The organism is Ruegeria sp. CH5 (assembly GCF_056537025.1).
On record NZ_JBQFQT010000008.1, the window covers coordinates 58,868 to 83,808 of the forward strand.

Annotated in this window: 23 protein-coding genes; 5 read left to right on the top strand and 18 right to left on the bottom strand. The window is 60.2% G+C overall.

All coding sequences use genetic code 11. From position 1 onward, the window contains the following. Positions 1–133: 133 nt before the first annotated feature. Together ACR0JC_RS18510 and ACR0JC_RS18515 are read right to left on the bottom strand one after the other, a co-directional pair. Positions 134–388: a hypothetical protein gene (locus tag ACR0JC_RS18510; protein WP_170342527.1), complete on the bottom strand. Its 255-nt coding sequence runs from the start codon at positions 386–388 to the stop codon at positions 134–136. A gap of 39 nt (positions 389–427) precedes the next feature. Beyond that, positions 428–2,227, bottom strand: coding sequence for an inositol monophosphatase family protein (locus tag ACR0JC_RS18515; protein ID WP_093963833.1), 1,800 nt, complete (start codon positions 2,225–2,227; stop codon positions 428–430). 108 nt (positions 2,228–2,335) lie between these two features. Between ACR0JC_RS18515 and ACR0JC_RS18520 the strand changes: the two genes are divergently transcribed. Both ACR0JC_RS18520 and ACR0JC_RS18525 read left to right on the top strand, forming a co-directional pair. Continuing rightward, on the top strand, positions 2,336–2,956 hold the full coding sequence (locus ACR0JC_RS18520) for a recombinase family protein (protein WP_170342529.1): 621 nt from the start codon (positions 2,336–2,338) through the stop codon (positions 2,954–2,956). Between the two features lie 246 nt (positions 2,957–3,202). Further along, positions 3,203–3,817 carry an IS630 family transposase gene (locus ACR0JC_RS18525; protein ID WP_254920189.1) on the top strand — a complete coding sequence of 205 codons (615 nt, stop codon included), beginning with the start codon at positions 3,203–3,205 and terminating at the stop codon, positions 3,815–3,817. Between the two features lie 145 nt (positions 3,818–3,962). Here ACR0JC_RS18525 and ACR0JC_RS18530 read toward each other — a convergent pair whose 3' ends face one another. The 14 genes from ACR0JC_RS18530 to ACR0JC_RS18595 form a co-directional block, all read right to left on the bottom strand. Further along, positions 3,963–4,280 (bottom strand): hypothetical protein, encoded by a 318-nt coding sequence (locus ACR0JC_RS18530; RefSeq protein ID WP_093963836.1) that lies wholly within the window; start codon positions 4,278–4,280, stop codon positions 3,963–3,965. Between the two features lie 415 nt (positions 4,281–4,695). Continuing rightward, positions 4,696–6,114 (bottom strand): DUF6538 domain-containing protein, encoded by a 1,419-nt coding sequence (locus tag ACR0JC_RS18535; protein WP_170342534.1) that lies wholly within the window; start codon positions 6,112–6,114, stop codon positions 4,696–4,698. Between the two features lie 216 nt (positions 6,115–6,330). Then, positions 6,331–7,329: a hypothetical protein gene (locus ACR0JC_RS18540; RefSeq protein WP_170342536.1), complete on the bottom strand. Its 999-nt coding sequence runs from the start codon at positions 7,327–7,329 to the stop codon at positions 6,331–6,333. 73 nt (positions 7,330–7,402) lie between these two features. After that, complete coding sequence (locus ACR0JC_RS18545; protein ID WP_170342538.1) at positions 7,403–7,855, bottom strand: SRPBCC family protein; 453 nt, start codon at positions 7,853–7,855, stop codon at positions 7,403–7,405. A 106-nt stretch (positions 7,856–7,961) separates the two neighbouring features. Next, positions 7,962–8,774: an XdhC family protein gene (locus ACR0JC_RS18550; protein ID WP_170342540.1), complete on the bottom strand. Its 813-nt coding sequence runs from the start codon at positions 8,772–8,774 to the stop codon at positions 7,962–7,964. Positions 8,775–8,786: 12 nt separating this feature from the next. Next, the gene (locus ACR0JC_RS18555) at positions 8,787–9,977 is read right to left on the bottom strand and encodes a vWA domain-containing protein (protein WP_170342890.1); all 1,191 of its coding nucleotides are present in this window, start codon (positions 9,975–9,977) and stop codon (positions 8,787–8,789) included. Continuing rightward, complete coding sequence (locus ACR0JC_RS18560) at positions 9,977–10,777, bottom strand: AAA family ATPase (RefSeq protein ID WP_254430801.1); 801 nt, start codon at positions 10,775–10,777, stop codon at positions 9,977–9,979. The genes ACR0JC_RS18555 and ACR0JC_RS18560 overlap by 1 nt, the downstream gene beginning before the upstream one ends. 167 nt (positions 10,778–10,944) lie before the next feature. Next, complete coding sequence (locus ACR0JC_RS18565) at positions 10,945–13,362, bottom strand: aerobic carbon-monoxide dehydrogenase large subunit (protein ID WP_170342543.1); 2,418 nt, start codon at positions 13,360–13,362, stop codon at positions 10,945–10,947. After that, positions 13,359–13,853: a (2Fe-2S)-binding protein gene (locus ACR0JC_RS18570; protein WP_170342546.1), complete on the bottom strand. Its 495-nt coding sequence runs from the start codon at positions 13,851–13,853 to the stop codon at positions 13,359–13,361. Before ACR0JC_RS18570 ends, ACR0JC_RS18565 begins: the two co-directional genes overlap by 4 nt. A gap of 14 nt (positions 13,854–13,867) precedes the next feature. Next, positions 13,868–14,701, bottom strand: a complete 834-nt coding sequence (locus ACR0JC_RS18575; protein ID WP_170342548.1) for an FAD binding domain-containing protein — start codon at positions 14,699–14,701, stop codon at positions 13,868–13,870. 133 nt (positions 14,702–14,834) lie between these two features. Further along, positions 14,835–15,911 (bottom strand): MHYT domain-containing protein, encoded by a 1,077-nt coding sequence (locus ACR0JC_RS18580; RefSeq protein ID WP_170342892.1) that lies wholly within the window; start codon positions 15,909–15,911, stop codon positions 14,835–14,837. Between the two features lie 141 nt (positions 15,912–16,052). Continuing rightward, a complete protein-coding gene (locus ACR0JC_RS18585) occupies positions 16,053–17,591 on the bottom strand; it encodes a tripartite tricarboxylate transporter permease (RefSeq protein WP_093963852.1) in 1,539 nt (512 codons plus the stop codon). Positions 17,592–17,600: 9 nt separating this feature from the next. After that, positions 17,601–18,032, bottom strand: a complete 432-nt coding sequence (locus ACR0JC_RS18590) for a tripartite tricarboxylate transporter TctB family protein (RefSeq protein ID WP_170340610.1) — start codon at positions 18,030–18,032, stop codon at positions 17,601–17,603. 78 nt (positions 18,033–18,110) lie between these two features. Continuing rightward, positions 18,111–19,079, bottom strand: a complete 969-nt coding sequence (locus ACR0JC_RS18595; RefSeq protein ID WP_093963854.1) for a Bug family tripartite tricarboxylate transporter substrate binding protein — start codon at positions 19,077–19,079, stop codon at positions 18,111–18,113. A gap of 157 nt (positions 19,080–19,236) precedes the next feature. On the opposite strand from ACR0JC_RS18595, the gene ACR0JC_RS18600 reads away from it, so the two are divergent. From ACR0JC_RS18600 to ACR0JC_RS18610, 3 genes are read left to right on the top strand one after another with little or no spacing between them, the layout of a single operon-like run. Next, the gene (locus ACR0JC_RS18600) at positions 19,237–19,908 is read left to right on the top strand and encodes a response regulator transcription factor (protein WP_170340612.1); all 672 of its coding nucleotides are present in this window, start codon (positions 19,237–19,239) and stop codon (positions 19,906–19,908) included. Beyond that, complete coding sequence (locus ACR0JC_RS18605) at positions 19,901–21,298, top strand: sensor histidine kinase (RefSeq protein WP_170342551.1); 1,398 nt, start codon at positions 19,901–19,903, stop codon at positions 21,296–21,298. The genes ACR0JC_RS18600 and ACR0JC_RS18605 overlap by 8 nt, the downstream gene beginning before the upstream one ends. Continuing rightward, a complete protein-coding gene (locus ACR0JC_RS18610; protein ID WP_170342553.1) occupies positions 21,295–22,335 on the top strand; it encodes an ABC transporter substrate-binding protein in 1,041 nt (346 codons plus the stop codon). Before ACR0JC_RS18605 ends, ACR0JC_RS18610 begins: the two co-directional genes overlap by 4 nt. Here the strand turns inward: ACR0JC_RS18610 and ACR0JC_RS18615 are convergent. Further along, on the bottom strand, positions 22,332–23,840 hold the full coding sequence (locus tag ACR0JC_RS18615) for a heme biosynthesis protein HemY (protein WP_170342556.1): 1,509 nt from the start codon (positions 23,838–23,840) through the stop codon (positions 22,332–22,334). The genes ACR0JC_RS18610 and ACR0JC_RS18615 overlap by 4 nt on opposite strands. Before the next feature lie 10 nt (positions 23,841–23,850). Further along, positions 23,851–24,941: COG4223 family protein (locus ACR0JC_RS18620; protein ID WP_480764012.1), on the bottom strand; the 1,091-nt coding region annotated here is incomplete at its 5' end.

The following is a 24,941-nucleotide window of genomic DNA, read 5'->3' on the forward strand; positions in this document are numbered from 1 at the left end:
TACCGCGACCACGTTCGTTCCTGAAGGAAATAGCACTCAATCACACCAACGACCGACCGAAGATCCTCCTAACTTTCGAGACGGCTACGCATCACAGCGGAAAACAGTGATTTCTTTAGACTGCAAAAAGTCGTCAGTGGGTTGCGACGCGCGCGTGGTGTTCGGGAAAGGCACTCTTAAATGCAGCATCCATTAGTATGCGCGCCTTGTCTTTCTCAATAGACTGCGCCGCCATCTCCCTGATCAAACCCTGTGTGGTGAGAAACACTGCTTCGCTAAAACCAATGTTATTTTTTTTTGCGGCCAAAATGGCCGCTTCGATAAATCCATCAATTTTGATTTTCAGCAGAGTCTGGCGCTGCTTGTTCAAGTTTTTGAAGTCGTTCATCGATCAATCCTCCAACTTTTGCTCAATTGCGAATTGCAATTAAACTGCATCTTGGTTGGCCGCCGCGCCTGCAACTAACAGCGCCTCAGCAAGGTCTAGTGCATCGTCAGGCCAATAGGTTTTGGGTCGTGGGTGATGGATGTCATCCGCTACAACCGGTCGACAGGTCAAAACGGCATTTCGCCAGTGCAACGGTACGGCATCGCGTCCCTGCAATGCCCCCAGAAGAGCACCGCAAATTGCAGCATTTGTATCGGTGTCTCCGCCACAAGCGACAGTTCCAACCACCGCATCCCGAAGCGATTGCTCCGCCATCAAGCAATAGAATGCGTTCTGAAACGCAGTAAGTACCCAACCCATTTGATGCTGGAACTCGGTGGGACGTTTCGTTCGTGCTGCCAGAAGCCGGTCGCGTACGATAGCCGCGCCTTCATCCTGACCCGCATTGGCATAAGCGGACGACCACATGTCTTCCTTGCTCCCTCCAGCCACTCCCGTAGATACCGCCGCAGCAAAGGCTGCATTGGCAGCAACGGTCACCTCATTCGGATGGGTGAGTGAAGCGTCTTGGCGTGCAATCTCTGCGGCCAGCGCAGGCGTTCCGGCTGCAAAGACCCCAATAGGGCTCACACGCATCAATGCCCCGTTTGCTTGGCTATCTGAGGCGACGGGGTCACCTTGTGCCAGCGCAGATATTGCACTGCTGGTTGTCATTCCAATGTCGAAGGGTCGGGACGTCCGCCATTCGACGTAAGCATTCGCCACGTGATCTCTGTCGAAACGATCCATTGCGCACAGGCTCCGGGCCAGTGCCAAAGCCATTTCACTGTCATCTGTGGGTTGGCCAGCAATCAGGTTCCAAGTGCCGCCATCCTGAAGACTGTCGACACCACCCGGATGCCTGCGGGCAATCGTCTCTGCCTCCTGAAATTCCACGAATGACCCCAACGCGTCGCCTGCCAATTGTCCCAACAAGACACCATGTGCACGCGAGACGCTAACGGGCAGATTTGTGCGTTTGCAGGGAACGGCAGGGCAGCGGGCGGATCTCGGGTGCGCGGTCATTTGGGCGCTGGACAATCCGCGTACCAAAGCTTCCGCACCTGCGACAACACCATCGAAGGAGGTTTGACTGTAATCGATAGGACTTCCGTTCCTCTGTGCGATGAACTTGCCAGCACCAATTATCAGGGCGTGTCCACCAGCAATATCCCAAGAAGACAACCCGCCTACCAAACTCATGGCAGCGTCGAGCTCCCCTACAGCGGCGAGCGCCAACCTATAGGCGGGGCTAGGCACTGTGCGCACACGGAGCCCTTTGAGGCTAACGTGGTTAGCCAGGGCAAAATCCGCTGCATCTGCATTTAATCCAACAATTGGCTTATCGTGGGAACCGGCCGGATTGATAACCTTTCCATTGCGTTTCAGGTTGCCCCCTTTAGCCCAAGTTATCAGATCGCCCGCATCGTCCGGAGCTGTGGGTGCATACACCACGCCCAGTATGGGCGTATTGTTTTCAAGCAGCGCCACGGACACAGCGGACCCGCGCAAGCCCTTCATAAAGTCCGCCGTCCCGTCATGAGGATCAATCACCCATGTCAGAGACCCGTCGATCAACGAGCTTTCAGTCTCTTCTCCAAGCCAGCTTGCCGGCTGAAGGCGCATCAGATTTGTTTTCAAAAAGGCTTCTACTTCGGTGTCGACGATGGCCTTGTGAAGGGTTCCGCGCGGCCCCTCTGGTCGATGAAACTCGGCTCGGATCATTGCACCGGCCGTTTTTGCCAATTGGATGATTGCTGGCAGTTTTTTAGAAATCGGTTTTTTGGTCTTATTGATCATTGAAGGTTCTCCGTGGATTCTTTCGATTGACGCCAACTTAACCAACCGTCAGACCTGAATTTGGATCCCTCGGGATTTTGCGGAATTCGAACTAAGGGAGTGTAACGCGTGGAAAACGCTGTAGGTTTCTATTGGACACTACCTGTTACTTGGGCGCATTTTGTAGAACTACCGAAAGATTTGGAAGCTGCGGCCACTGTCAGCAAAACTATTCGCTATCAGATGGAACTGATCAGACGATACGCGAAAGACCATGACTACAATCTCATACATGAAGAGGTTTTTCTCGAAATCGAACCTGACAGGAGCAGCGTACACATCCAATCAGCTCTGGACTTCATTGAGCGCATGTGTCGAACCCATAGTGCAACCATTCTAGTCGTCGATTTTTCAGTTGTGCAGAACTGGCGTCGGAATGGGTATATGGACGAATGGTTTGAAAACACTGACATGCCATTTATTCGCATCCCGCCTGATCCGCTCCTGTCTGCTGAATGGACTTTCGATCCCGGCCAGCATTTTGGCGATTGGCGCAAGCGGCACTCGGACTGGATGAACTCCAAGCATGAACGAGAAGCTTTTGCATTGCGTCGAAGTTTAGAGCTTCAGGAAACCGGTCTGAGCGTGAACGCAATAGCCGAACAATTGAACATAGAAAAAACTCCCTCACCAACAGGGAAACCATGGCGTGAGAGCAATCTCAGAACCTTCATGAAAAAGCACAAATGAGGTTGCTCCCGTTCTTCCTTGAGTCGGAGTTAAGCGCCATTAAACTTTTGAAATGATGCCAGGGGTCCTGTGACCGCTTCCAATTTTGTTCGTGCCCTTTTGTCGTCGCCGAAAACCAGGGCTGACTTTTCCGGCGATGTACGCCCAGCATTGTTTTTTAACCGAAACGTGACTTGGATCGGGCACTTACCGTCAAAGCCCCCATCATAGATAAATCTATATGGGTCTTTTGACATTTCTTTCGCGGTGGCGAGGTCTTGCGCAGCGAGCTGTTTGGAAGCCCAGATAAGGCAACGGCGAGAGGACTGGCTCAAGCATCGCATTCCAGCAGTGTCAAAGCATCCGGAACGCGTTGTCTTCATTGACGAAACATCAGTGAAGACAAATCTGACCCGACAGCGAGGGTGGGCCCCTTGCGGAGATCGTCTGGTCATGGACGCGCCGTTCGGGTCCTGGGGCACCCAGACCTTCATCGCTGGGCTGAGCGCCGACGCCATGATCGCACCCTGGGTGATCAGGGGGGCCATGGATGGCCCGGCCTTTGCCGCCTACGTCGAAAAGGTGCTAGTGCCGGAACTCTCGCCGGGAACCGTGGTCATTCTGGACAACCTCGCCACGCATAAGAACGCTGAAGCGGCCAGAGCAATGCGCAACGCTGGCTGCTGGTTCCTCTTCCTGCCGCCATACAGTCCCGACCTCAATCCAATCGAAATGGCATTCTCCAAGCTCAAGGCCCATCTGCGCCGGATCGGTGCACGTACCTTCACCGACATGTTCGACGCAATAGCCGAAGTCTGCGATCTCTACTCATCTCAGGAGTGCTGGAACTACTTCAAGGCTGCCGGATATGTCTCAGGTTAAAGACGGATTGCTTTAAGTGCCGTGTTTTAATCCGGTCAGCTCTCGGTCCTATTGGTAGGTGGTCTTGGTCTGCTTATGTAGACCAGCTACCATGCTGGATTCATGGAATGAATCTCGGCAGCTGATTCGTGTAACAGAGCCGCAGCTAAGAGTTAGAGCCATATTCGGCCGTCATTAGTTCCAGCCAGCGCTTGAACCAGATCACTCCATCCTCAAATAGGCTGGGCGGGACGTCGAGGCAGGTTACTGCTTCGCGCAATTCGAAGTCTACCTCGAAACCCTCAAATACCTCTTGTTTCTTGATTGGGTCAAAGCGGATGCAGCCTCGGCGAACTTCGAATGCATTCCAATTAGGCTGCGCGGTAACGCGCACTTCCTTTTGATCCTCTCGAAAAATCTCTTCATCAATGGAAAATATCCACCTAAGCCGCTGATTCAGATTGGTCTTTGAATGTGAAGGCATCTTACCACCTTTGACCCAGATACAAGGATTTTACCGCCTGAAGAATTAAGCCACGACGATGGATCGGCGGTCATAATCGGCAAGTTTGCGTACGTTAATAAGTGAAAGTCCAGGATCGTCAATTGACGACGGACCTTCTTGCCGGAAAATTTGAAAAAAACTTCATGACTATGCTCATTTTTCGTTTGAACTGGTAAAGGCCATGTCCAATTGGCACAACCAAGGTTATTCGCGTGAGCCGAGAAAGTGAGTATGAGATCAACTTGGTTATATTTCAATAAATTACCTAGATCGCCGAGCACGATGGCAAGTGCGGTTCTCGTATCATCGAACAAGGGACAAAACGCTTTTGTTGATCTAAGCAGCGGCTTTCCAATTTTCAAACGACCATCATATCGAACACTGCCCAAAAATCCTACCTACGGCCTACCAACTTGAACCCATCAGCAAGCAAGATTTTGTCGATTTCATCATAGACTTCATCAGGATTTCGAGGTTTCCAATATGGTGTTTCAAAAGATACCAGCTCTGCAAACAGCGCCCGAATCCTCAGGCTTGTTTCATCTCCGTATACCTCTCTTCCTCTGATGCTCTTCATGGAGTGGCCCATCATGTTTCCTCGCTCTTCGTTGCTTAACCCGGCCCGTCTCATTCTTGATTCAAAGCTATGCCTCAGGCTGCTTACCTGGTGCTTTGCTGTCGGAAAAAGATTGTTTTCGGCGAAGTACTTCGACACAGCAGCACTAAAGCTCTCTTTGCCACGATATCGCGGGAAACCATTTGGGTGCCGCTTCATCGCCGCCAGTGCCGCGCCGACAAGAGGAACAGACCGGCGAGAAGCCTTGTTTTTGATTTCACGCTGGTGCTCGCCATCTTCCACTCTAATCAAGATATGAGGAACATTCGCAGCTAGCTTGATTGCCGAAGGTGGCAAATCGAAAATCTCAGTTTGCCTACAGCCAGTCTCAGCACAAACGATGAGGATATCGCGCGCTTCTTCGTTCAACCCTTCGAGTTTGCTTCCATTAATGATATTTTGCTCAATCCAATGCGGTGAAAACTCAGCTTTTTTGGTTGGGTCTTTTGCCTTCTCCCAATTCGCCTCGCCTTTGATCCGAATGTTCTCGAATGGGTTCTCGAACTCGTCAACCTTCAAGCTCTCATAATACGCATCCACCAACATCCGCAGATAGCCAAAATGTTTGTTGGCATACTGGGTTGTGACTTCCTGATTAGCTACTCGCTTTTCCCAATCTCTACGGTAATTAGATGCATCTGCTGATGAAATTTTTGTAATCGGTTTGTTGCTAACAACTTCTGAAAATGTCTTGGCTGCGCGCTTGTAGCGGTTAAGCCACATCCTTTTTTGTCGAGCATTTTTTTGGGCAACTTTGTCCGGACATAGCTCACCCATTTGAACTGCTATCTCGTTCAGATTAGTGTCGGGCAGTTCGAAGCCGCCCAAATTTGCCGCAAACTGCGGAGAATTGGCTGCGGGATCTCTTTCGAACATCGAACTTAGTCGCGACAACAGTTCTTCCAACTCTCCTTTTGCTAAATCTGACGCGGAAATCGGCGAGATGCCGTTTTCCTTCGCGAGTTTGATTGTGGCCCTATAACGGGTGTCATCTCCCCTGCTACGTCCCATAACCAGCTTGACTTCAAGTTCGGATAGAAGTTTTTCACGCACTTGATACGCTAATGCCTGAGCCGTTTTTAAGCTATCAGTGCCAAGCGGCTGTGTAAGGAAGCGAGGCTCATGTACTGATTGGTACTTCGTTGGCGTCCTCATTCGAAACCAGTAGATTTTCCCCCTCAACCAAAGATAACTCATGTTTTTTTCCTCAGGCTTTGTTTCACAAAATGTATCACATCAGCAGACCAGCCCTCCACGTGGAGCTTTTGGTGACCGACGATTTTGTGAATACCCTCAATGGCTTGGCCATGAGTAAAACGAAGGTTAACGAATCAAAAAAAACCTCTCCTGGGCACCATATCCCCGAAAAGATTTGACGACCGCGCAAACCACCCTCGAACGGGTGGTCGGCTCTCATTCCGTCTTCTGCAATTCCTCCATCTCGCGGCGACGGATCTTTGCCTGTGACCGCACCCGCTTGATGAATTGCTGGGGAAGGTCCGGTCCGCGCAGCGCCGCGTAGGCCTCGCTGGTCGGGTCGCCGATCAGGTCGGCGTATTTGACCCATGTGCAGAAGGCGAAGACATCGCGCAGGCTCACATGCTCACGGGTGTTGCTGTCCCGGGCCTGTGCCGGAAGCTTGATCGACCTGAAATAGGCCTTTTCGATAGCGGGCCATTGCGGATCGGGAACGAACTCGGGCGCGTCATCGGTTTCCGGAAATTTGAATGCTTGATACTTCTGCCCGTATTCCGAACATCCGTGCGAGATCTTGCTGCTGATTCCTTCAATGCCATGCTTGGCCTGAAGATCGCGGAACGCCTGCAGGCAGGCGCGCACGTCATCAACGGTGTCGCAATAGATATAGGCCTTGTACGGAAATTTGATCCCGTCGCGCAGCTCGATCATGCATTTGCGGGCATTGTCATTGGGTAGATCCAGCTTCAGCAGCAGGGCATAGGTCTGGAACATCGCACGCAGGTCATGCGGTAAAATCTGCACCTTGTAGCAGTCGTTGCACAGCGCCGGGATGGCGCCGGTCACTTTGAAGAAGTCCAGAAAAACGCCGCAATAGGCGTTCTGCCCGCGTACCTTGAGGACACGCCCGGAAAAGACCTGCCCGATCGGCACCGCTTGCGAAACACCGCGTTTTCGCAATGCGGCCAACCATGCGCGGTACTGTTCGACCATGTGCTCGGGCTCAAAAAGATCCGCCTGCCAATCGGCGCCCAGCGAGGTCACGATGTCCGCTTGCGCGGCAGAAAAACGACCGGCCGAACCCGGAGCCTTGGGCGCATGTTCCAGCCGTGTGACCAGCTGACGAATCGACTTGAGGTCAGCGGGCTTCATCACCAGCCAATTCTCAAGTTCGGCAATTTTCGAGGTGGGGGGCACCACTGTCTCCTGCTGCATCAGCGCCAAATACTATGCAGGTGCATACCCCCCTCACGCAATTCGTCAACCGGAACGGCGCCGGGCGCCTGCCTCAGGCAGCGGTTTGCGCGGATACGACCTCGCCGAACCGGGTGAAGAACTTGCCCGAGAGCTTCTTGGCCGTCCCGGCGATCAGACGACTGCCTAACTGGGCGATCTTGCCCCCGACATCAACCTTGGCGGTATAGGTCAGAACGGTCTCGTCACCATCTTCGGTCAGCGTGACGTCCGCACCACCCTTGGCAAAACCTGCGGCTCCACCTTTGCCCTCGCCCACCAGCGAAAACCCGTCGGGGGCGTTGGTCTGGTCCAGCGTCACCTCGCCAGCGAAACGCGCCTTCACCGGACCGATTTTCAGAACCACCTTGGCCTCAAGCTCGTTGGGGGCGGTCTGGGTCAGCTCTTCGCAGCCGGGGATGCATTCAAGCAGAACCTCAGGATCGTTCAGCGCGCGATAAACCGCGTCCCGGGGGGCAGCAATGCGAATTTCGTCAGTCAGTTCCATTGGGTATTCCTCTGCTCAGCAACATCTGGGAAAGACACGCAGCGCCTGTTCCGTGGCATCCTCGGGGGTTTGGGCGGGTCGGGGCGGCCATAGCCGCGCCACCCAGCTACGCAAGTTTTTCATCATGAGTTGTCTCCTCGGCGGTGTCCGCATTTCGCCAGCGCACGATCTCGGCCAAGATCGACAAGGCGATTTCGTGGGGATCAATGGCCCCGATATCCAGTCCAGCGGGCGACTTCAGGCGCGCAACTTTCTCGGTGTCCATGCCCTGCGATACCAACCGGTCCGTCAGAACCTTTGCCTTGCGCTGGCTGGCCACCATCGACACCCGCCTTGCCGGCGTACCCAGCGCCGAGGCCAACGCTGCCCGGTCGTTCTGGCCTTGCGAGGCGACGACCACAAAATCGCGGGGCTCAACCCCCAACGCATCCACGTCGTCTGGGTCGAAACATGATTGCGCAACCTCGTCGCTGATCTCAAACGAAACGAATACGCGCAACCCGGCCAATGCCGCATGAGCCGCCAACGCATGGGCAATCGGGGTATCGCCAAAGATCACTAGGCGGGGTGCGTGTTGATAGGGTTCGACCAGCAGGTCGACCGTACCGCCGGATGGGCAGCCACTCTTGAAGGTCTGAACGCCATCCGGATCGGTCATCGCCACCACCTTGTCCGAGGGTTTCACACGGATCATCCGCGACGCACCGCTGGCCAGCGCCTCCTGTGCCGAAGCGCGCACCGCCCGCTGGACACAGGCTCCGCCCAGATGGCCGAGGATGCGCCCGTCCCGGGTGATCGCCGCCTTGGCGCCCGCCTTGGCCGAGGTCGCATCTGCCGTCCGCACCACCGTTGCGACGCAGAACGCCTCGCCGCTGCTGCGCAACTGGTCAATCGTGTCGAAAATGTCGAAACCAGGCATGATCGGTTCCTCTCACAACTTTTGAAACTCGGGCTCCAACGCGGCCAGCGCGTCGAGCGTGTTTGCCGGAAGGTGCGCATCAAGATGGGGCAAGGCGGCCTGCATGGCGGCGGCAACGGGCTGATAATTCTCCCAACCTTTCAGAGGGTTCAGCCAGACGATCCTTCGCGCCTTGCGCCGGATCCTCGCCAAAGCAGCGCCCAGCGCCTGCGGGTCAGAACTGCAATAGCCATCCGAAAGGATCAGCACGATGGTGCGCCCATTCAGCGCCCGCGCACCGTATCCGTCCAGAAACCTTTCGAGACTGCCGGAGATGTCCGTGCCGCCACCGAAACCTTCGGCCATCAGTGACAACCGGCCAGCGGCGCGCAAGGTGTCGTGGTCCCGCAACGCATCGGTGACCCGCATCAACCGCGTGTGAAACAGATAGGCATCCGCATCCGTGCCGCTGGCCACAAGGCCCTTGAGAAAGGCCAGAAATACCCGCGAATAGACGGTCATGGACCCGCTGACATCGCACAGCGCGACAATCCGCATCGGGCGAGGCGGTCGGGCACGGCGAAACAGCTCCAAAGGCTCGCCCCCGCGCGCAAGGCTCGCCCGCTGGATGCGACGCATGTCCAGCGCCGGACCCCGCCGCGCCTGTTTGCGCCTGCGCGAACGTCGATCCCGGATCGCTCGCGCCAGGGCGAGGGCCGCGGCTTCGGCACGGCGCAGGGATTGCTCATCCATCAACTCGCGCAGATCCCGGCGTGACAGGTTGTCGGTCCGGGTTGCGATCAGCTTCCCGTCCGTTCCTTCGGCCTGTCCATCCCCGGAATCCGGGGTGCTGGCATCCTGCGCGTCGGAGGAATCGTCAGCGGCATCTCCGCGATCTTCGGTCTGCCAGATCATCGGCTTGGCCGACTGGACCCTCACATGGGTGTTCTGTGCGACACCGCTCCGCTGCTTGCCCGCGTTGAACCAATAGGCGTCGAACAAATCGTCAAAGCGCCGCCAATCCTCGGCATCCCCGGACATCAGGGCACACAAGGCATCCCGCGCCTGCCCGACATCGGTGGCCTCGACCGAGGCCAGTGCGGCCAGCGCATCTCCGGTCTCACGCGGTCCGACCCGCAAACCGTTCCCGCGCAGATGCGCCACGAACCCCGCCATCCGGTCAGCCAATCCATGCGCCCGCGATGGAAACCGTGTCACCTGCATCACGCGACCTTTCCGATCAGGCGATCCATCACCTCGGGCGGAACGGCATCATAGTCCGCAGCGGTCTTCAGCAGACAAACCAGAGTGGCCTGTACAGCCTCGGGCGTTTGGGACAGATCGTTGACGCCAAGACCCGACAGGGCCGCGGCCCAATCCAGCATCTCGGCAATACCGGGTGTCTTTTCCAGATCTTCCTTGCGCAGGTTCTGAACCACTCCGATGATCTGCCGCGCCAGCAGCCCTTCGACTTCGGGCATCCGGGCCCGCAGGATGGCCATTTCGGTCTCGCCAGACGGATAGTTCAAAAAGCTGTACAGACACCGCCGCCGCAGCGCATCCGAAAGATCGCGCGTACCGTTCGCGGTCAGAATGACGATGGGTCGCGTTTTGGCGGAAATCGTCCCCAATTCCGGGATCGTGATCTGAAAGTCCGACAGTATTTCAAGCAGATAGGCTTCAAATTCTTCATCCGCCCGGTCAATCTCGTCGATCAGCAGTACGGGCGGATCATCGGCGCTGATCGCCTCCAACAACGGCCGCTTCAGCAGATAGTCATCGGAAAACAGTTGGGCCTCGCTGGTTCCGCCACGCGCCTCGGAGGCTCGGATGGCCAGCAGCTGCCGCTGGTAGTTCCACTCATAGATCGCGTGACTGGCGTCCAACCCTTCGTAACACTGCAAGCGGATCAAACGGGCGTCACGCCACGCCGCCAACGCCTTGGCCACTTCGGTCTTGCCGACACCGGCCGGACCCTCCAGCAGCAGCGGTCGTCCCAGGGTCTGGGCCAAATGCAAAGCCATCGCCAACCGGTCGTCGGCAACATAGCCCTGCTGGGCCAAACCGTTCTGAACGTCACTCAGTGTCACACCAGGGTCCAATCTTCGTTTGACCAAAATATCCCGAGGGGGTCGGAGGGGTCAGCACCCCCTCCGTTCGGTCGGACCGGGCCCCGCCGGTCCGAAACCGATTACCCGTGCATCCCCAAGCCGTTGGCGATCTTCCAGATCCGCCAATGGTCATGCGGCATGTGGCTCTGAACTAGGCCAAACGGCCGGAACGCATCATGCACCGCATTCGAGAACGCCGGCACGCCACCCACATTCGGGCTTTCGCCGACACCCTTCGCGCCGATCGGATGATGCGGCGAGGGGGTCACCGTGTGATCGGTCGTATAGTTGGGCGTTTCCCACGCGGTTGGCAGGAAGAAGTCCATCAGCGTGCCGGTCTTGACGTTGCCCATCTCATCATAGGCAATCTCTTGACCCATCGCGATGGCCAGCGCCTCGGTCACACCGCCATGAACCTGACCTTCGATGATCATCGGGTTGATCCGGGTTCCGCAATCGTCCAGCGCATAGAACTGCCGGACCTCCCATTCACCGGTATCCACATCGATCTCCATGACACAGATATAGGCGCCGAACGGGTAGGTCATGTTGGGCGGGTCATAGTAGCTGACGGCTTCCAGACCCGGCTCCAACCCCGGGATGGCTTGGTTGTAAGCGGCAAAGGCGATCTCTTTCATCGTCTTGAACCGCTCGGGCGCGCCTTTGACCGCGAACCGGTCCACGTCCCATTCGACATCGTCGTCGTGAACCTCAAGCAGATAGGCCGCGATCATCTGCGCCTTGGCGCGGATTTTGCGTGCAGCCATGGCTGTTGCAGCACCCGCAACCGGCGTGGACCGTGAACCATAGGTGCCCAAGCCATAGGGCGCGGTGTCGGTGTCTCCTTCCTCCAGCGTGATGTCGTCGGCTGGAAGACCGATCTCGCTGGCGATGATCTGGGCAAAGGTCGTGGCGTGACCCTGACCCTGAGAGATCGTTCCCAACCGCGCGATGGCTGACCCGGTCGGGTGGATACGGATTTCGCAACTGTCGAACATCCCCAAGCCCAGAATATCGCAGTTCTTCACAGGCCCAGCCCCGACGATTTCGGTGAAATGCGTCAGACCAATCCCCAGAAGCTTGCGCGTCTTGCCGGCTTTGAAGTCCTCGATCCGCTGGGCCTGCTCGGCGCGCAAGCCGTCATAGTCGACCGCTTTCAGCGCCTTGTCCCAGGCGGTGTGGTAATCGCCCGAGTCATATTCCCATCCCAGCGCCGACTGATAGGGGAACTGATCGGCCTTGATGAAGTTGATCCGGCGCAGCTCGGCCGCGTCCATGTTCAACTTGATGGCCAGGACCTCGATCATCCGCTCGATGAAATAAGCGGCCTCGGTCACGCGGAAGGAACAGCGATAGGCCACACCCCCCGGCGCCTTGTTGGTGTAGACGCCGTCCACGGCCAGATAAGCGGTCGGGATGTCGTAGGACCCGGTGCAAATGTTCATGAACCCGGCCGGGAACTTGGTCGGGTCGGCGCAGGCGTCGAACCCACCGTGGTCCGCGGTGGTGTGGCACCACAGGCCCGTGATCTTGCCGTCTTTGGTGGCGGCGATCTTGCCCTGCATCCAGTAGTCGCGGGCAAAGGCGGTGGACATCAGGTTTTCCATCCGGTTCTCGACCCATTTCACCGGCTGACCGGTGACGATCGAGGCCACGACCGAACAGACATAACCCGCATAAGCGCCCACCTTGTTGCCGAAACCGCCACCGATATCGGGGCTGATCACCCGGATATTGTGCTCGGCCAGGCCCGAAATCAGGGACACGACGGTGCGGATCGCATGGGGCGCCTGGAAGGTGCCGTACAGCGTCAGCTTGCCGGTCACATTGTCCATGCTGGCCACGCAGCCGCAGGTCTCAAGCGGGCAGGGGTGGGTGCGGTGGTAGTAGACCATTTCCTCGGCCACCACATCGGCTTCGGCCAGAACGGCTTCGGTCGCGTCCTTGTCGCCCTGTTCCCAGGTGAAGATGTGGTTGTGATGCTTGCGCGGCCCGTGGGCGCCTTCTGTCTGACCTTCCAGATCCTCACGCAGCACCACGTCGGACTTCAGCGCCTCGAACGGGTCGGTCAGAACCGGCAGTTCCTCGTATTCGACTTCGACCAGTTCGACAGCATCCGCGGCGATATAGCGGTCTTCGGCAACCACATAGGCCACCTCCTGGCCCTGGAACAGGACTTTGCCATCGGCCAGCACCATCTGCTTGTCGCCGGCGAGCGTGGGCATCCAATGCAGACCCAGCGGCGCCAAGTCCTCGGCCGTCAGAACGGCCACGACACCGGGCACGGCCAGAGCGGCCTCTTTGTTGACACTGACAACGCGGGCATGGGCATAGGGTGAACGGACAAAGGCGCCGAACAGCATTCCGTCCAGCTTGATGTCATCGACGTAGTTGCCCTTGCCTTGGGTAAAGCGCACGTCCTCGACGCGTTTGCGCGAGGTGCCCATCCCCTTGAGGTTGGCGGCGCGTTCTTCGGGGGTCATGGTCTGGTCGTTCATTCCGCGGCCTCCTTCTGCGCGTTCAGCATGTCAGCCGAGGCTGAGATCGCCTTGACGATGTTCTGGTACCCGGTGCAGCGGCAGAGATTGCCGGCCATGCCAAAGCGGATTTCTTCTTCGGACGGGTTGGGGTTTTCCTGCAGCAGGCGATGCGCACGGGTGATCATGCCCGGCGTGCAGAAACCGCACTGAAGCCCGTGATGCTCGCGGAACATTTCCTGCAACACGCCAAGGCTGCCATCGTCATTGGTCAGCCCTTCGACGGTCGTGATATCGGCCCCGTTCACCTGCGCCACGAAGGTCGTGCAGGATTTGACGGATTTGCCATCGATATCCACGGTACAGGCTCCGCAATGGCTGGTTTCGCAACCGATATGCGGGCCGGTGATTTTCAGATCTTCCCGCAGGAAGTGGATCAGCAACGTGCGCGGCTCGGCCAGGCCCTCGACCTGCTTGCCGTTCACGGTGAGTTTGACATGCATCTTCGACATCTGTGTTCCTCCCCTCAGCCCGCGCGGCTCTGCGCACGGTCGATGGCGCGGCGCAGCATCACGGCGGCCACGTGTTTCTTGAATTCGACGGGGCCGCGGTTGTCGGCCACCGGGTCGATCGCCGCGAGCATCGCGGCCACGCAGCCGTCGACATCGCCCGAAGCCAGTGCCGCACTGGCCGCGTCAGACCAGACGGGCGTGTCGGACAGGTTGGTCATCGCCACCGATGCCTGACCTTTGCCAACCATCACTGCGGCGGCCGCAGTTGCGTAGTCGCCGATCTTGCGTTTCTGCTTTTCATAGGCCTGACCGATACCGGGGCCGGGAACAGGGATGGAAATCCGTGTCAGGATCTCCTCGTCCTCGCGGGCGGTAAAATAGGCCGCCTCGTAGAAATCGCGGGCCGAGACGCTGCGGGTGCCGTCAGGGCCGGACAGTTCGAACGACGCGTTCAGGCACTGCATCAGACCCGGCATGTCATTGCCCGGATCCCCGTTGGCCACGTTCCCGCCGACCGTTCCCATGTATCGCACCTGCGGATCCGCGATCTGCAGAGCCGCTTCGCGGATCAGCGGGATCGCGTCGGCCAGACCGTCGTGGGTGATCAATTCGTGCTGCGTGACCATCGCGCCCAAGGTCACGGTATCAGACCCGACTTCGATGCCTTTGAGTTCCTCGATGGCCTGCAGGTCGACCAAATGGCCCATCTCAGCCATGCGCAGTTTCATCATCGGGATCAGACTGTGCCCGCCTGCGATCACGCGCGCTTCGTCCCCGTGTTCCTGCAGAATGCCGATGGCCGAGGCGACGTCGCCTGGCCGGTGATACTCGAAACCGGCTGGTATCATGTTTTCCTCCCTTGGCCCGTTCACGTCGGGGCCTTGGGATTAAGCAAAGTCCTGAGGGCGCGCGCAGGCTATCGCGCAGGAACGGGGGGCGCGGCTTCTTTCACGAAATGCGAATGGACTGCACGAGTTGCGATCAGAGACCCAGCGCCTCGCGGATGTCCGTCAGGCGGGATCGGCTGACCGGCACCTTGCTGAGCGCATCGACCTGGTCGAAATAACAGGTGCCGTTGTCCTTGTGCCGCTCAAACCGGGAAACGTGTCTGGGGTTCACAAGGTAACTTCGGTGGGCCCGCAAAAAGCCGTCTGGTTTCAGGCGGGTTTCGGCCTCGGTGATCGACCAGGGGCAGAACAGTTTCTCAGCGCCCATGTACAAAACGGTGTAGTGCCCCTCGGCCCGAATGGCGGCGATGCGCGCTGGTTCAGTGAAAAAGGTCTGGCCCTCGCGCTCAAACGGGACGCCGGCGCGCAGAGCCGGTTCCGGCTGCGGCGCTTCGGCCACCGGCTCGGGCCCGATAAAGGTGATCCCGGTCAGCAGGAATGCCCCGCAAATCAGGAACACCGCAACGGTCACCCCCATCGCAAGAACCTGATTGTTCAATGCCGGGCCCGCGCCACCTGCGTTGTCACTGGCGGTAAAATCGGTCAGGCCCGTGGCGACGAAGTGCATGGTGAACACGGCCAGGCCAAAACACACCGTGCCCAGCAGGATATTGCGCTGGGTGCGATTGTCGTAGGCAACCCAGATCGCCAATACTGACAGCACCACCGAAGCCACGGTCGCGATCGCAACGTCTGATGCGGTGTAGACGGGGCGACACAGCTCCATCCCGGCCATGCCGATATAGTGCATCACCACAATACCAAGACCCACGATCACGCCGGCGCCGACAATCGTGCCCGGGCTACGCGCGCGGAAATGCAACAGCAGCAGCGCCAGCCCGACCATCAGAATGGCAACCAGGGCTGAGATCAGGGTGATCAACGCGTCATAGTAGAAAAGGATCGGCAGTTGCAGGCCCAGCATGGCCACGAAATGCATCGACCAGATGCCGCCGCCCAGAATGACCGCGGCCAGGGCGACAACGAACTTCCGCCTCTGGTCATCCAGCTTTGAGGCGCCATGCGTCAAATACAGGCCCGTGAACCCGGCCATGAGTGCGACGGCCAACGAGGCCGCTACGAGCCAAGCGTTATGCGAGTAATCCAGCATTTCGGTTTGCACGCCCTCCCCGACGCGAGAGTGACGTTAGCAAAGCGAGGTGTCTGGGACAATCTTCAGCCGAACCCTGCGGGTCACGGGCCGGCAAACGATCCGCCGCCCGACCATTTCGGCGGGCGGCGGACAGGCAGATCAATCGCTGATCGCGCCTTCTTCGTCACGACGCTGGTGCATCTTGGCCTTGACCCGGGCGCCCACGATCAGGGGCAGAACAAAGCCGATGATCGCGATTGTCCACAACCCGATGGACAACGGGCTGTCGATCAGGGTCCACCAGTTGCCGTTGTCGATGGTCACGGCGCGACGCAGGTTGTTCTCCATCGCGTTGCCCAGCAGGGTACCCAGAATGATCGGCACCAGCGGCACGTCCAGCTTGCGCAGGACCCAGCCCATCACGCCGAACCCGATCATCACCAGCAGGTCAAAGCTGGACCCGGAAATGCCGTAGATGCCGACAAAACTGACCATGGCCACGATCGGCATCAGGATGCGCGACGGGATCATCAGCACGCGGGTGAACAGGCCCACCATGGGGATGTTCATGGCCAGCAGCATGAAGTTGGCGATGAACAGCGCCGCGATCAGGCCCCAGACCACATCCGGGTTCTGCGTGAACAGCAGCGGCCCGGGCGTGATGTTCAGCGCCAGCAGCACCGCCAGCAGCACCGCCGTGGTACCCGACCCCGGTACGCCCAGCGCCAGCATCGGTACCAATGCGCCTCCGGCGGCGGCGTTGTTACCAGCCTCCGGCGCGGCCACGCCGCGCGGATCACCGGTGCCAAAGGTGTTTTTCTTGTCCACCAGCCGCTTTTCCATCGAGTACGAAATGAACGACCCCAGTGATGCCCCGGCCCCGGGAAGAACCCCGGCGATGAAGCCCAGGAACGAGGTGCGCAGCATCGTCGGCGTGCAGCTCTTGATCATCGACATCGGAGGGTAGAGCTTGCCGATTTTCAGCTTGCTGCCCTCGGCGTCAGACCCGCCATGCCGGTGTTCGAGGAAAATGAACACCTCGGACAGGGCAAACAGGCCGACGATGGCCACCAGGAAATCGATCCCGTCGTACAGATGCACTTCGCCATAGGTAAAGCGCGGCACGCCCGTTTGGGTATCAACGCCGATGGTCGCCAGCCCAAGCCCCAGCGCGGCGGCAAAAGCCGATTTGGCCTGATTGGTCGACGACACACCGCCAAGCGTCATGAACGCCAGTGCGAAAAGGGCAAAATATTCGGCCGGGCCGAACAGCAATGCCACTTTGACCAGCTGGGGCGCCAGCAGGATCAGGCCCCAGGTCGCCAGGAACGCACCGACAAACGAGGCGATACCGGACAGCGAAAGAGCTTCACCTGCCAGGCCTTTTTTGGCCATGGGATGCCCATCCAGACAGGTCATCATCGCAGGCTCGTCACCGGGGATGTTCAGCAGGATCGACGAGATCCGCCCCCCGTACATCGCCCCGTAATAGACACTGGTCAGCAGGATCAGCGACGGCGTCGCGCCCAGCCCCAGCGTGAAGGCCAGTGGGATTAGGATGGCCACGCCGTTCGACGGGCCAAGGCCCGGCAGCGCGCCCATGACCGTACCCAGAAAGCAGCCCAACAGGGCCAGCATCAGGTTCTGCCAGGTCAGCGCGATGGCGAACCCATCGGCCAAGGATGCAAAAGTTTCCATGATCGCCCCCTAGAAACCCAGCGGCCCTTTGGCCAGCGACAGGCCCAGAACCAGGTGGAAAATGACGTAGATCCCAACCGAGGTGCCCACGCCGACCAGAACGCTTTCGATCGGACCGGACCCCAATCGCCAGGCCAGGTAGGCCGCGGCAAAGGCCGTGGCGATGACGAAGCCCAACTCGGGCAGCAATTCGGCATACAGGATCATGACCACCACCGCGGCGGCGATCTCGACCAGACGGCCAAGGGCCGGCCATTCCGGCTCGGCGTCCGGGCGAAGGGCGATCACCGCGCTGGACACGCCCAGAATGGCGGCGATGATCAAAGGAAAGGCCTTGGGCCCAACGGCATCGGACAGAAAGCTTTCTTCGATCGCCAGCGCGGATATCGCGAAACCAATGGCAAGAAGAAGTCCGACAACCCCGAAGATGCGGTCACTCATCGGTGTCTCCTGTTGTTCGGGTAGAAACAGTGCGGGCGCCACGCTGTCGCGGCACCCGCCTGCACGTGAGTGGTGCGGTTACTTGATGATCCCGATCTCTTTCGAGATGGTCTGGATCTGACCGACGGACTCGGCAACGAAGTTCTGGAAGTCCTCGCCCTGCAGGTCCAGCGGAGCCAGACCGTTGGCGGCCATCACTTCTTTCCACTCGTCCGACGCATACAGGTCACCGATTTTTGCGACCCAGTCGTTGTAGGCCTCGTCCGACATGCCGCCCGGTGCATAGAAACCGCGCCAGTTGGCGCCGATGGCATCCACACCCTGCTCCTTGGCGGTCGGGAAGTCAGCGAATTCACCGGGCAGACGCTCGGGCGCCAGAACCGCGATCACTTTGATGTCGCCGGAATCCACGAAACCCTTGGCTTCGGAAATGTCGCCGGTAAAGGCCTGGACCGAGCCGGCCAGCAGCTGGGTCACCGCCTCGCCGCCGCCGTCAAAGGCGATGTACTTGACCGCGCGGACATCGTCGATGCCATAGGCGTTGGCCGCGATCAGCACCTTCAGGTGGTCCCAGCCGCCCACGGCCGAACCGCCAGCAACCGAAACCGAAGCCGGGTCGGCTTTGATCTGGTCCAGCAGCTCGGGCAGGGTGTTGACCGGGCTGTCGGCAGCCACGGCGATCACGCCATAGTCGGCGCCGATCGCGGCCAGCCAGCGGACTTGATCCATGGTGTTGCCCGGATAGGCGCCCTGGGCCAGACGGGTTGCAGTTGCGGCGCTTGCGGCGACAATCAGGTTGTTGTCGTCATTGCGCTTGTTCACCACCTCGGCAAAGGCCACGCCACCGCCGCCACCGGCCAGGTTCACGACCTGCATGGTCTGGTCGATCAGGCCCAGATCCTGCAGCGACTTGCCCACCTGACGGCAGGTAAAGTCCCAACCACCACCGGGGTTTGCCGGTGCAATACATTCCTGAGCGCTGGCGGCAAAGCCGGTCAGGGCGAATACGGCAGCGGCTACGACGCCGCCGGTTCCAAACAGTTTCATTTGGTTCTCCTCCTAGGGTCTTCTTGGCCTGCTGTTACGCAGACGAAACCGGTCCCTGCACGGAGCCGGGCGAGCAGCCCTTCCTTGCAGGTTGATTTTCTTTAACGAATAATGCTGTCACGAACCTGTCATGTTGCGACGGGCGTTCGGGGGGACAATGCGTGTATTGATGATCGAGGATGCCGAGGATCTGGCCGAGGGCGTCGTGGCCCATTTGGGCCGGTCCGGTGTCGTATGCGATCTGGCGACCTCGGTCGAGGCCGCGCGCGATTTCCGCGCGGTCCAAGGCTATGACGCGATCCTGCTGGACATCAATCTGCCCGACGGGTCGGGCCTGGGCTTTCTGGACGAAATCCGTGGCGGGGGTGACCGCATTCCGGTCTTGATGCTGACCGCGCTGACCGCGGTCGAGGACCGGGTCGCCGCGCTGGACAAAGGAGCCGACGATTACCTGGGCAAGCCCTTCGACCAGCGCGAGCTCGAGGCGCGGTTGCGCGCGCTAGTGCGTCGCGACGCTGACCGCAAGAGCGAGCAGATCACGCTGGGCCCGCTGGTCTATGCCCCCAAGGACCGCAGCGCCACGCTGGGCGGCAAACGCCTGAACCTGACCGCGCGCGAGGCCGCCGTGCTGGACGCCCTGATCCGGCACGAAGGGCAGTTCCTGTCCAAGGCGCGGCTGTACGACTCGCTTTACGGGTTCGAGGATGCCGATGTGGGCGTGAACGCGATCGAGCTGTATATCGCCCGGCTGCGCAAGAAATTCTCGGGCAGCGGTGTGACCATCACAACCCAGCGCGGGGTCGGGTACCGGATCGGCCTGCATGGTTAGGCCGCCCCTGCCCCACAGCCTGACCGCCCGGGTGCTGAGCGCGGTGATGCTGATCCTTGTTCTGGGCGGCGTGCTGGTCGGCCTGTCGATCTGGGCCAACGGCCGGTTGGCGGCCCGTCAGGCCTATGACCGACTGCTGCTGGGCGCGGCCAGCGACATCGCCGAATCCGTGCGCATCCAGGACGGCCAGCCCATCGTCGATCTTCCGGTTTCGGCCTTTGAGCTGCTGGCCCAGGCCCCGGATGACCGGATCTATTACGCGGTGCGTGGGCCCGACGGGCGCTTCATCACCGGGCTGGACCCGGACACGGTGATCGCGCCCCCGCAGCCCTTCAGCCAGTCGGCCCAGTATTTCGCGGCAGACCTGAACGGGGAACCAGCCCGGTTCGTCCGTGTGCCCCGCCTGTTCGCCGAGCGGGACTTTTCCGGCGAAGTCGAAATCGTGGTCGGGCAGACCTTGCTTGCGCGGCGCGCGATGACCGCCGGGCTGATGCTGGATGCCCTGCTGCCGATGGCGGTTGCCGGCGCGTTGCTGCTGATCATGTCCTGGTTCGTCACCCGTTCAGCGCTGCGCCCGCTCGAGGCGATGTCGGACGACCTGATCCGCCGCGACCCCTATGACCTGACGCCCGTGGCCAGTGACGGGCTGCCGCGCGAATTGCAGGTCATGATCGCGGCGATGAACCGGTTCATGGGGCGGCTGGACCGGCAGGTTCTGTCGATGCGCAACCTGATCGCCGACACCGCGCATCAATTGCGCACCCCGGTCGCGGCGATCCGGGTGCAGGCCGAAATCGCGCAGGCGGATCCGGATGCCCCGGCTCGCCACCGCGCGCTGGACCGGCTGCTGAACCGCACGCGGTCGCTCGGGACGCTTCTGGATCAGCTTTTGTCGCGCGCGATGGTTATCCACCGCATCGACAGCGCCCCGCGCTTGCCGGTCGATCTGCGCGAAGTGGCGCTTGAGGCGCTGGAGCAGAGCGACCACGAGGTGATCGCCCCCGGTGTCGAGGTGCATCTGAAAATCGGGGAAGACCCGGTCTGGGTGCGAGGCGATGCATTCTCGCTGGGCGAGGCCACCAAGAACTTGCTGGGCAACGCGCTGCGCCACGGCAAGGCCCCGGTCAGCATCGGGGCCAGCCTGGACGGTGGCCGCGCCGTTCTGTGGGTGCGCGACAGCGGCCCGGGGCCGGAAACGTCGGTCTCTGCCCGGCTGGGCGACCGGTTCAACCGCAACGCAGGCTCGGGCGAGGACAGCAGCGGGCTGGGCCTGTCGATCGTCAAATCCACCGCCGAAGCCTTTGACGGCACCGTCGAGATGACCCGCACCGATGACGGGTTTTGCGTATCGCTCAGCTTTCCGGCCGCCACCGAAGGAACAGGCGCATGATACGGTTTCTGATCCCGCTGACCCTGTGCCTGCTGATGCCCGCTTCCCGCACTGCTGCGCAGGAGGCAGTGACCGAATTCGGCACCGGGCCTACCCCCCTGCTGGTGCGCTCGACCACGGATATCGGGATCATTCGCCCGGTGATGGAGCAGTTCGCCGCGCAAAACCCCGACCTGACCATCACCTATGAACAATGGGGCTCGAACGCGCTGTTCCAGCACAGCAAGACGGCCTGCAAGACCGGCGACAGCCCGGCGGATGCGGTCTTCTCCTCGGCGGTTCAGCAGATGGTCTGGTTGGTCAATGCCGCCTGCGCCCACCGCTACAGCTCGGCCCTGACGCAGGCGCTGCCCCCGGCCCGGCGCTGGCGGGACGAGCTGTGGGGGATCACCACCGAACCCGCGGTCATCGTCTACAACAAGGACCGTTTGGACGATCTGGAGGTGCCGCGCAGCCGCTTTGCCCTGCTGGACGCGATGCGCACCCGCCCCGACCTGCTGCGCGGCCGGGTGGCGACCTATGACATCGCGGCCTCGGGGCTGGGGTATCTGTTTGCCTATGGCGACAGTCTCGAGGCGACCACCTTCGGGTCACTGATCGAAGGTTTCGCGCGCATAGATGCCATCGCCACCTGTTGTTCCGCCGAGATCATTCGCGACGTTGCCGAGGGCCGGTTCCTGATCGCCTACAACGTGCTTGGCTCATATGTCGCGAATGCCCAGGACCCGGCAGTTGGGGTGATCCTGCCCGAGGACTACACCCTCGTCCTGTCCCGCGCCTTTCTGATCCCGAAGAATGCAGGCAACAGCGCCGCCGCAGCCCGTTTGCTGGATTTCCTGCTTTCTGCACAGGCGCAGGACTTGCTCGCAACCTCGGGGCTTGTGTCCCGAATGGACTCGGCCGAGACCGGACTGACGCCCAGCGCACGACGGTTCATCCCCCTGTCGCCCGCCCTTCTGGTGGCCAGCGACCCGAACCGCCGGGCAGAGTTGTTCAAACTGTGGAACGACGCGTTCGACGTCGAAACCGCCCGCTAGGCCGGTTTCGGTCCGGCGTCTTCGGTCTCAGGTTCTTCGGGGGCCTGGTCTGCCATGCTGGCATCGACAATCTCAGGCTCGGGGATATCCTCAACTTCGGCGTCCTCGGCCATATCCGAGCGGTCTTCCAACGCCCCCACGATCAGAGGCAGCATGTGAACACCCGTCGCCGAGGCGATCTCGGGGGTTTTGGGGGTCTGCCAGCTGAGCGTGTCAAAGCTGTGACAGTTGGGGCAGACCGGCGCCCATTCAGCCTCGATGTCATGGCAGTTGTCGCAAACCCATTGCGGCCCGCGAGGCGCATTCAACGCTTTGGCCAGCCAGCCCTGTACCACCGCGTCCGAGGCCCCTTCGCCGCGCTCGATGGCGGCCATCAGGGTATAGGCTCGGGCATCGGCACCTTTCTCGACCACATCTCCAAGCGCCCGGCGGGCCTCGGGAAAGTCTTCGGCGACGATGTTCAGCTCGGCCAGGATCAGGCGGGTTTCCAGATGTTCGGGATGGATGCGCGTCAATGCCGTAAAGCGCTTGACCCGTTCCTCGGCGGTTTCGTCGGGCACGATCTCGGCAAAGGCATGGGCCAGATCCGGATGCGGCTGCGCCTCCCATGCCTTTTTGAGAATCTTTGTCGCGGCGCGCGGCTTGCCCTTGGAGATGTAGGCCCGTGCGGCCATAGCCGCCGCCGGCACCAGGTCGGGTGAGAGGCGGTTCGCCTCGATCGCGCGCTCCTGCTGTTCGACACTGGCGGTTTCATCCAGAATTCCCTTGGCCTCGGACAGCGCCAGAACAGCGTCGCGTCGCTTGAACACATCACGCGGCAGCGCGCCCGACTTCAACTTGGCGGTCAGGGTCGACCGTGCGCCGGCCCAGTCCTGCGCCTTGGTCTGCAGTTTCAGAAGCACATCCTGCGTTTCCTGATGCCGCGGCTTTAGCGCCAGTGCTTTCTCGGCGAGTTTGCGCGCGGTTTCATCATCGCCCTCGGCCAACTTCTGTTTCATGATTCCGCGCACGCCGACGAAACGTGTGGCCTGATCCGTCACCAGTTTCTTGTAGGTTTCCGAGGCCTTCTTGGTGTCACCGACCATTTCGGCCGCCTGGGCCACCAGAAGGTTGGTCAGCTCCGGCTTGTTGAGCAGCCGTTCGGCCTTGTGCGCCATCGTCATGGCCGTCCGCCCCTCGCCCGAGGCCAGCGCCATCAACCCGTCAGCCAGCGCCTGATAGCCCCGTTTCTCGCGGCTGCGGTCGAAATAGCGCGAAAGGGCAGTTTCATCACCGTTGAGGAATTTCAGGGTCGCAATCAGCAGGTTGAGCAGCTTGAAGAACAGCCAAACCGCCAGAACCAGCAGGCCCAGAGCGATCACCGACTGCAGCGGGCTGAGCGTGACCTCGGTTCCCATCGCGGTGATCTGGATGCCACCGCTGGTTTCCATCAGAACGCCTGCCCCCATGGCCAGAAGGCCGACGATCGCGACAAAAACCAGGATCTTCAACAATGACCAGAGCATGGCGGGCCCCTCAGTTCGAGTTCACGCTTGTCACAAGCGCATTGGCGGCTTCGACCGCGGATTGGCGGGTTTTGGCAGCCGCGATCCATTCGGCCATAGCTGGCTGCGCCGATTCCGGAAGCGCGCCCAGCTCGGTCAGGGCCGTGCTGATGTCACCTTTGCCCAACGCGGCCTCCGCTCGTGACAGGATGGCGTCGGGATCATTGCCGTCTTTTGGCGAAACGGACCGGGCGCCGGTCTGCCGCTGAAGAAAGGCGACGAGGCCCGTTCCCTTGTCGGCTTCGCGCGCATCTGCCAGCGCAGTTCGGGCGGCAGGCGCAAAACTCTCGCGCAGATCCGTCAGTGTCGGCACACCTTCGCCGGCCGGAGCGGACAGGGCTTCCGGCACCTGCACGCCGCCGGTCTGCAACTGGGCCACCAGATCGGCATAGGGTGCGCCGGCATCCAATTGACCCTGAACCTTGGACAGCACGGCCAGGTTCTCTGCCGCCTGTGCCCGGGCTTGGGCCTGCGCGTCCAGGGTTTGCGCTTCGGCGACCATCTTTTCGACTTCGGCACGCTGGGCGGCCAGCGAATCCTGCAGCTTTTTCAGCTCGGCCTCGACGGCCGCAACCGTTTCGGGCGAGGCAGCGTCGGTCAACGGTCGTGCCTCAAGCTGTGCGACGCGTTGCGCCAAGGGATCAACCTTGCCGGACAGATCGTCGACATTGGATTTGAGCGCGCCAAGATCGCTTTCGATCGGCGTCAGCTTGGCGCTCAGCGCCGCGATATCAGCGGACGGGTCGGGAACTTCAGACAATTGCTTGCTCAGGTCAGCCAGTTGCTGAGCCTGGTCGGACACCTTGGTCTCAAGCGCTGCAATCGCCTCGGACGGATCGGACCCCGCCGGCCAAAGCAGATCGCTGCGTCCGGCGGCGAACCCCAGCGCCGCCGCGATGACGCCACCGATCAGCGCCGGCATGAACCCGCTTCGCTTGGCCTCAGGTTGCTGATCGGTTGCCGTAGCCCGATCGGCTTCGGCTTCGGCTTCGGCTTCGGCTTCGGCTTCGGCTTCGGCTTCGGCTTCGGCTTCGGCTTCGGCTTCGGCTTCGGCTTCGGCTT

What these genes read in the sequence shown, in the direction of transcription:
- ACR0JC_RS18565 (WP_170342543.1), bottom strand. Translation starts at nt 13,362, where the DNA reads ATGAACGACCAGACCATGACCCCCGAAGAACGCGCCGCCAACCTCAAG.
- ACR0JC_RS18595 (WP_093963854.1), bottom strand. Translation starts at nt 19,079, where the DNA reads ATGAAACTGTTTGGAACCGGCGGCGTCGTAGCCGCTGCCGTATTCGCC.
- ACR0JC_RS18560 (WP_254430801.1), bottom strand. Translation starts at nt 10,777, where the DNA reads ATGGCTTTGCATTTGGCCCAGACCCTGGGACGACCGCTGCTGCTGGAG.
- ACR0JC_RS18555 (WP_170342890.1), bottom strand. Translation starts at nt 9,977, where the DNA reads ATGCAGGTGACACGGTTTCCATCGCGGGCGCATGGATTGGCTGACCGG.
- ACR0JC_RS18580 (WP_170342892.1), bottom strand. Translation starts at nt 15,911, where the DNA reads ATGCTGGATTACTCGCATAACGCTTGGCTCGTAGCGGCCTCGTTGGCC.
- ACR0JC_RS18545 (WP_170342538.1), bottom strand. Translation starts at nt 7,855, where the DNA reads ATGGAACTGACTGACGAAATTCGCATTGCTGCCCCCCGGGACGCGGTT.
- ACR0JC_RS18585 (WP_093963852.1), bottom strand. Translation starts at nt 17,591, where the DNA reads ATGGAAACTTTTGCATCCTTGGCCGATGGGTTCGCCATCGCGCTGACC.
- ACR0JC_RS18515 (WP_093963833.1), bottom strand. Translation starts at nt 2,227, where the DNA reads ATGATCAATAAGACCAAAAAACCGATTTCTAAAAAACTGCCAGCAATC.
- ACR0JC_RS18510 (WP_170342527.1), bottom strand. Translation starts at nt 388, where the DNA reads ATGAACGACTTCAAAAACTTGAACAAGCAGCGCCAGACTCTGCTGAAA.
- ACR0JC_RS18530 (WP_093963836.1), bottom strand. Translation starts at nt 4,280, where the DNA reads ATGCCTTCACATTCAAAGACCAATCTGAATCAGCGGCTTAGGTGGATA.
- ACR0JC_RS18600 (WP_170340612.1), top strand. Translation starts at nt 19,237, where the DNA reads ATGCGTGTATTGATGATCGAGGATGCCGAGGATCTGGCCGAGGGCGTC.
- ACR0JC_RS18570 (WP_170342546.1), bottom strand. Translation starts at nt 13,853, where the DNA reads ATGTCGAAGATGCATGTCAAACTCACCGTGAACGGCAAGCAGGTCGAG.
- ACR0JC_RS18615 (WP_170342556.1), bottom strand. Translation starts at nt 23,840, where the DNA reads ATGCTCTGGTCATTGTTGAAGATCCTGGTTTTTGTCGCGATCGTCGGC.
- ACR0JC_RS18535 (WP_170342534.1), bottom strand. Translation starts at nt 6,114, where the DNA reads ATGAGTTATCTTTGGTTGAGGGGGAAAATCTACTGGTTTCGAATGAGG.
- ACR0JC_RS18575 (WP_170342548.1), bottom strand. Translation starts at nt 14,701, where the DNA reads ATGATACCAGCCGGTTTCGAGTATCACCGGCCAGGCGACGTCGCCTCG.
- ACR0JC_RS18610 (WP_170342553.1), top strand. Translation starts at nt 21,295, where the DNA reads ATGATACGGTTTCTGATCCCGCTGACCCTGTGCCTGCTGATGCCCGCT.
- ACR0JC_RS18590 (WP_170340610.1), bottom strand. Translation starts at nt 18,032, where the DNA reads ATGAGTGACCGCATCTTCGGGGTTGTCGGACTTCTTCTTGCCATTGGT.
- ACR0JC_RS18540 (WP_170342536.1), bottom strand. Translation starts at nt 7,329, where the DNA reads ATGCAGCAGGAGACAGTGGTGCCCCCCACCTCGAAAATTGCCGAACTT.
- ACR0JC_RS18605 (WP_170342551.1), top strand. Translation starts at nt 19,901, where the DNA reads ATGGTTAGGCCGCCCCTGCCCCACAGCCTGACCGCCCGGGTGCTGAGC.
- ACR0JC_RS18550 (WP_170342540.1), bottom strand. Translation starts at nt 8,774, where the DNA reads ATGCCTGGTTTCGACATTTTCGACACGATTGACCAGTTGCGCAGCAGC.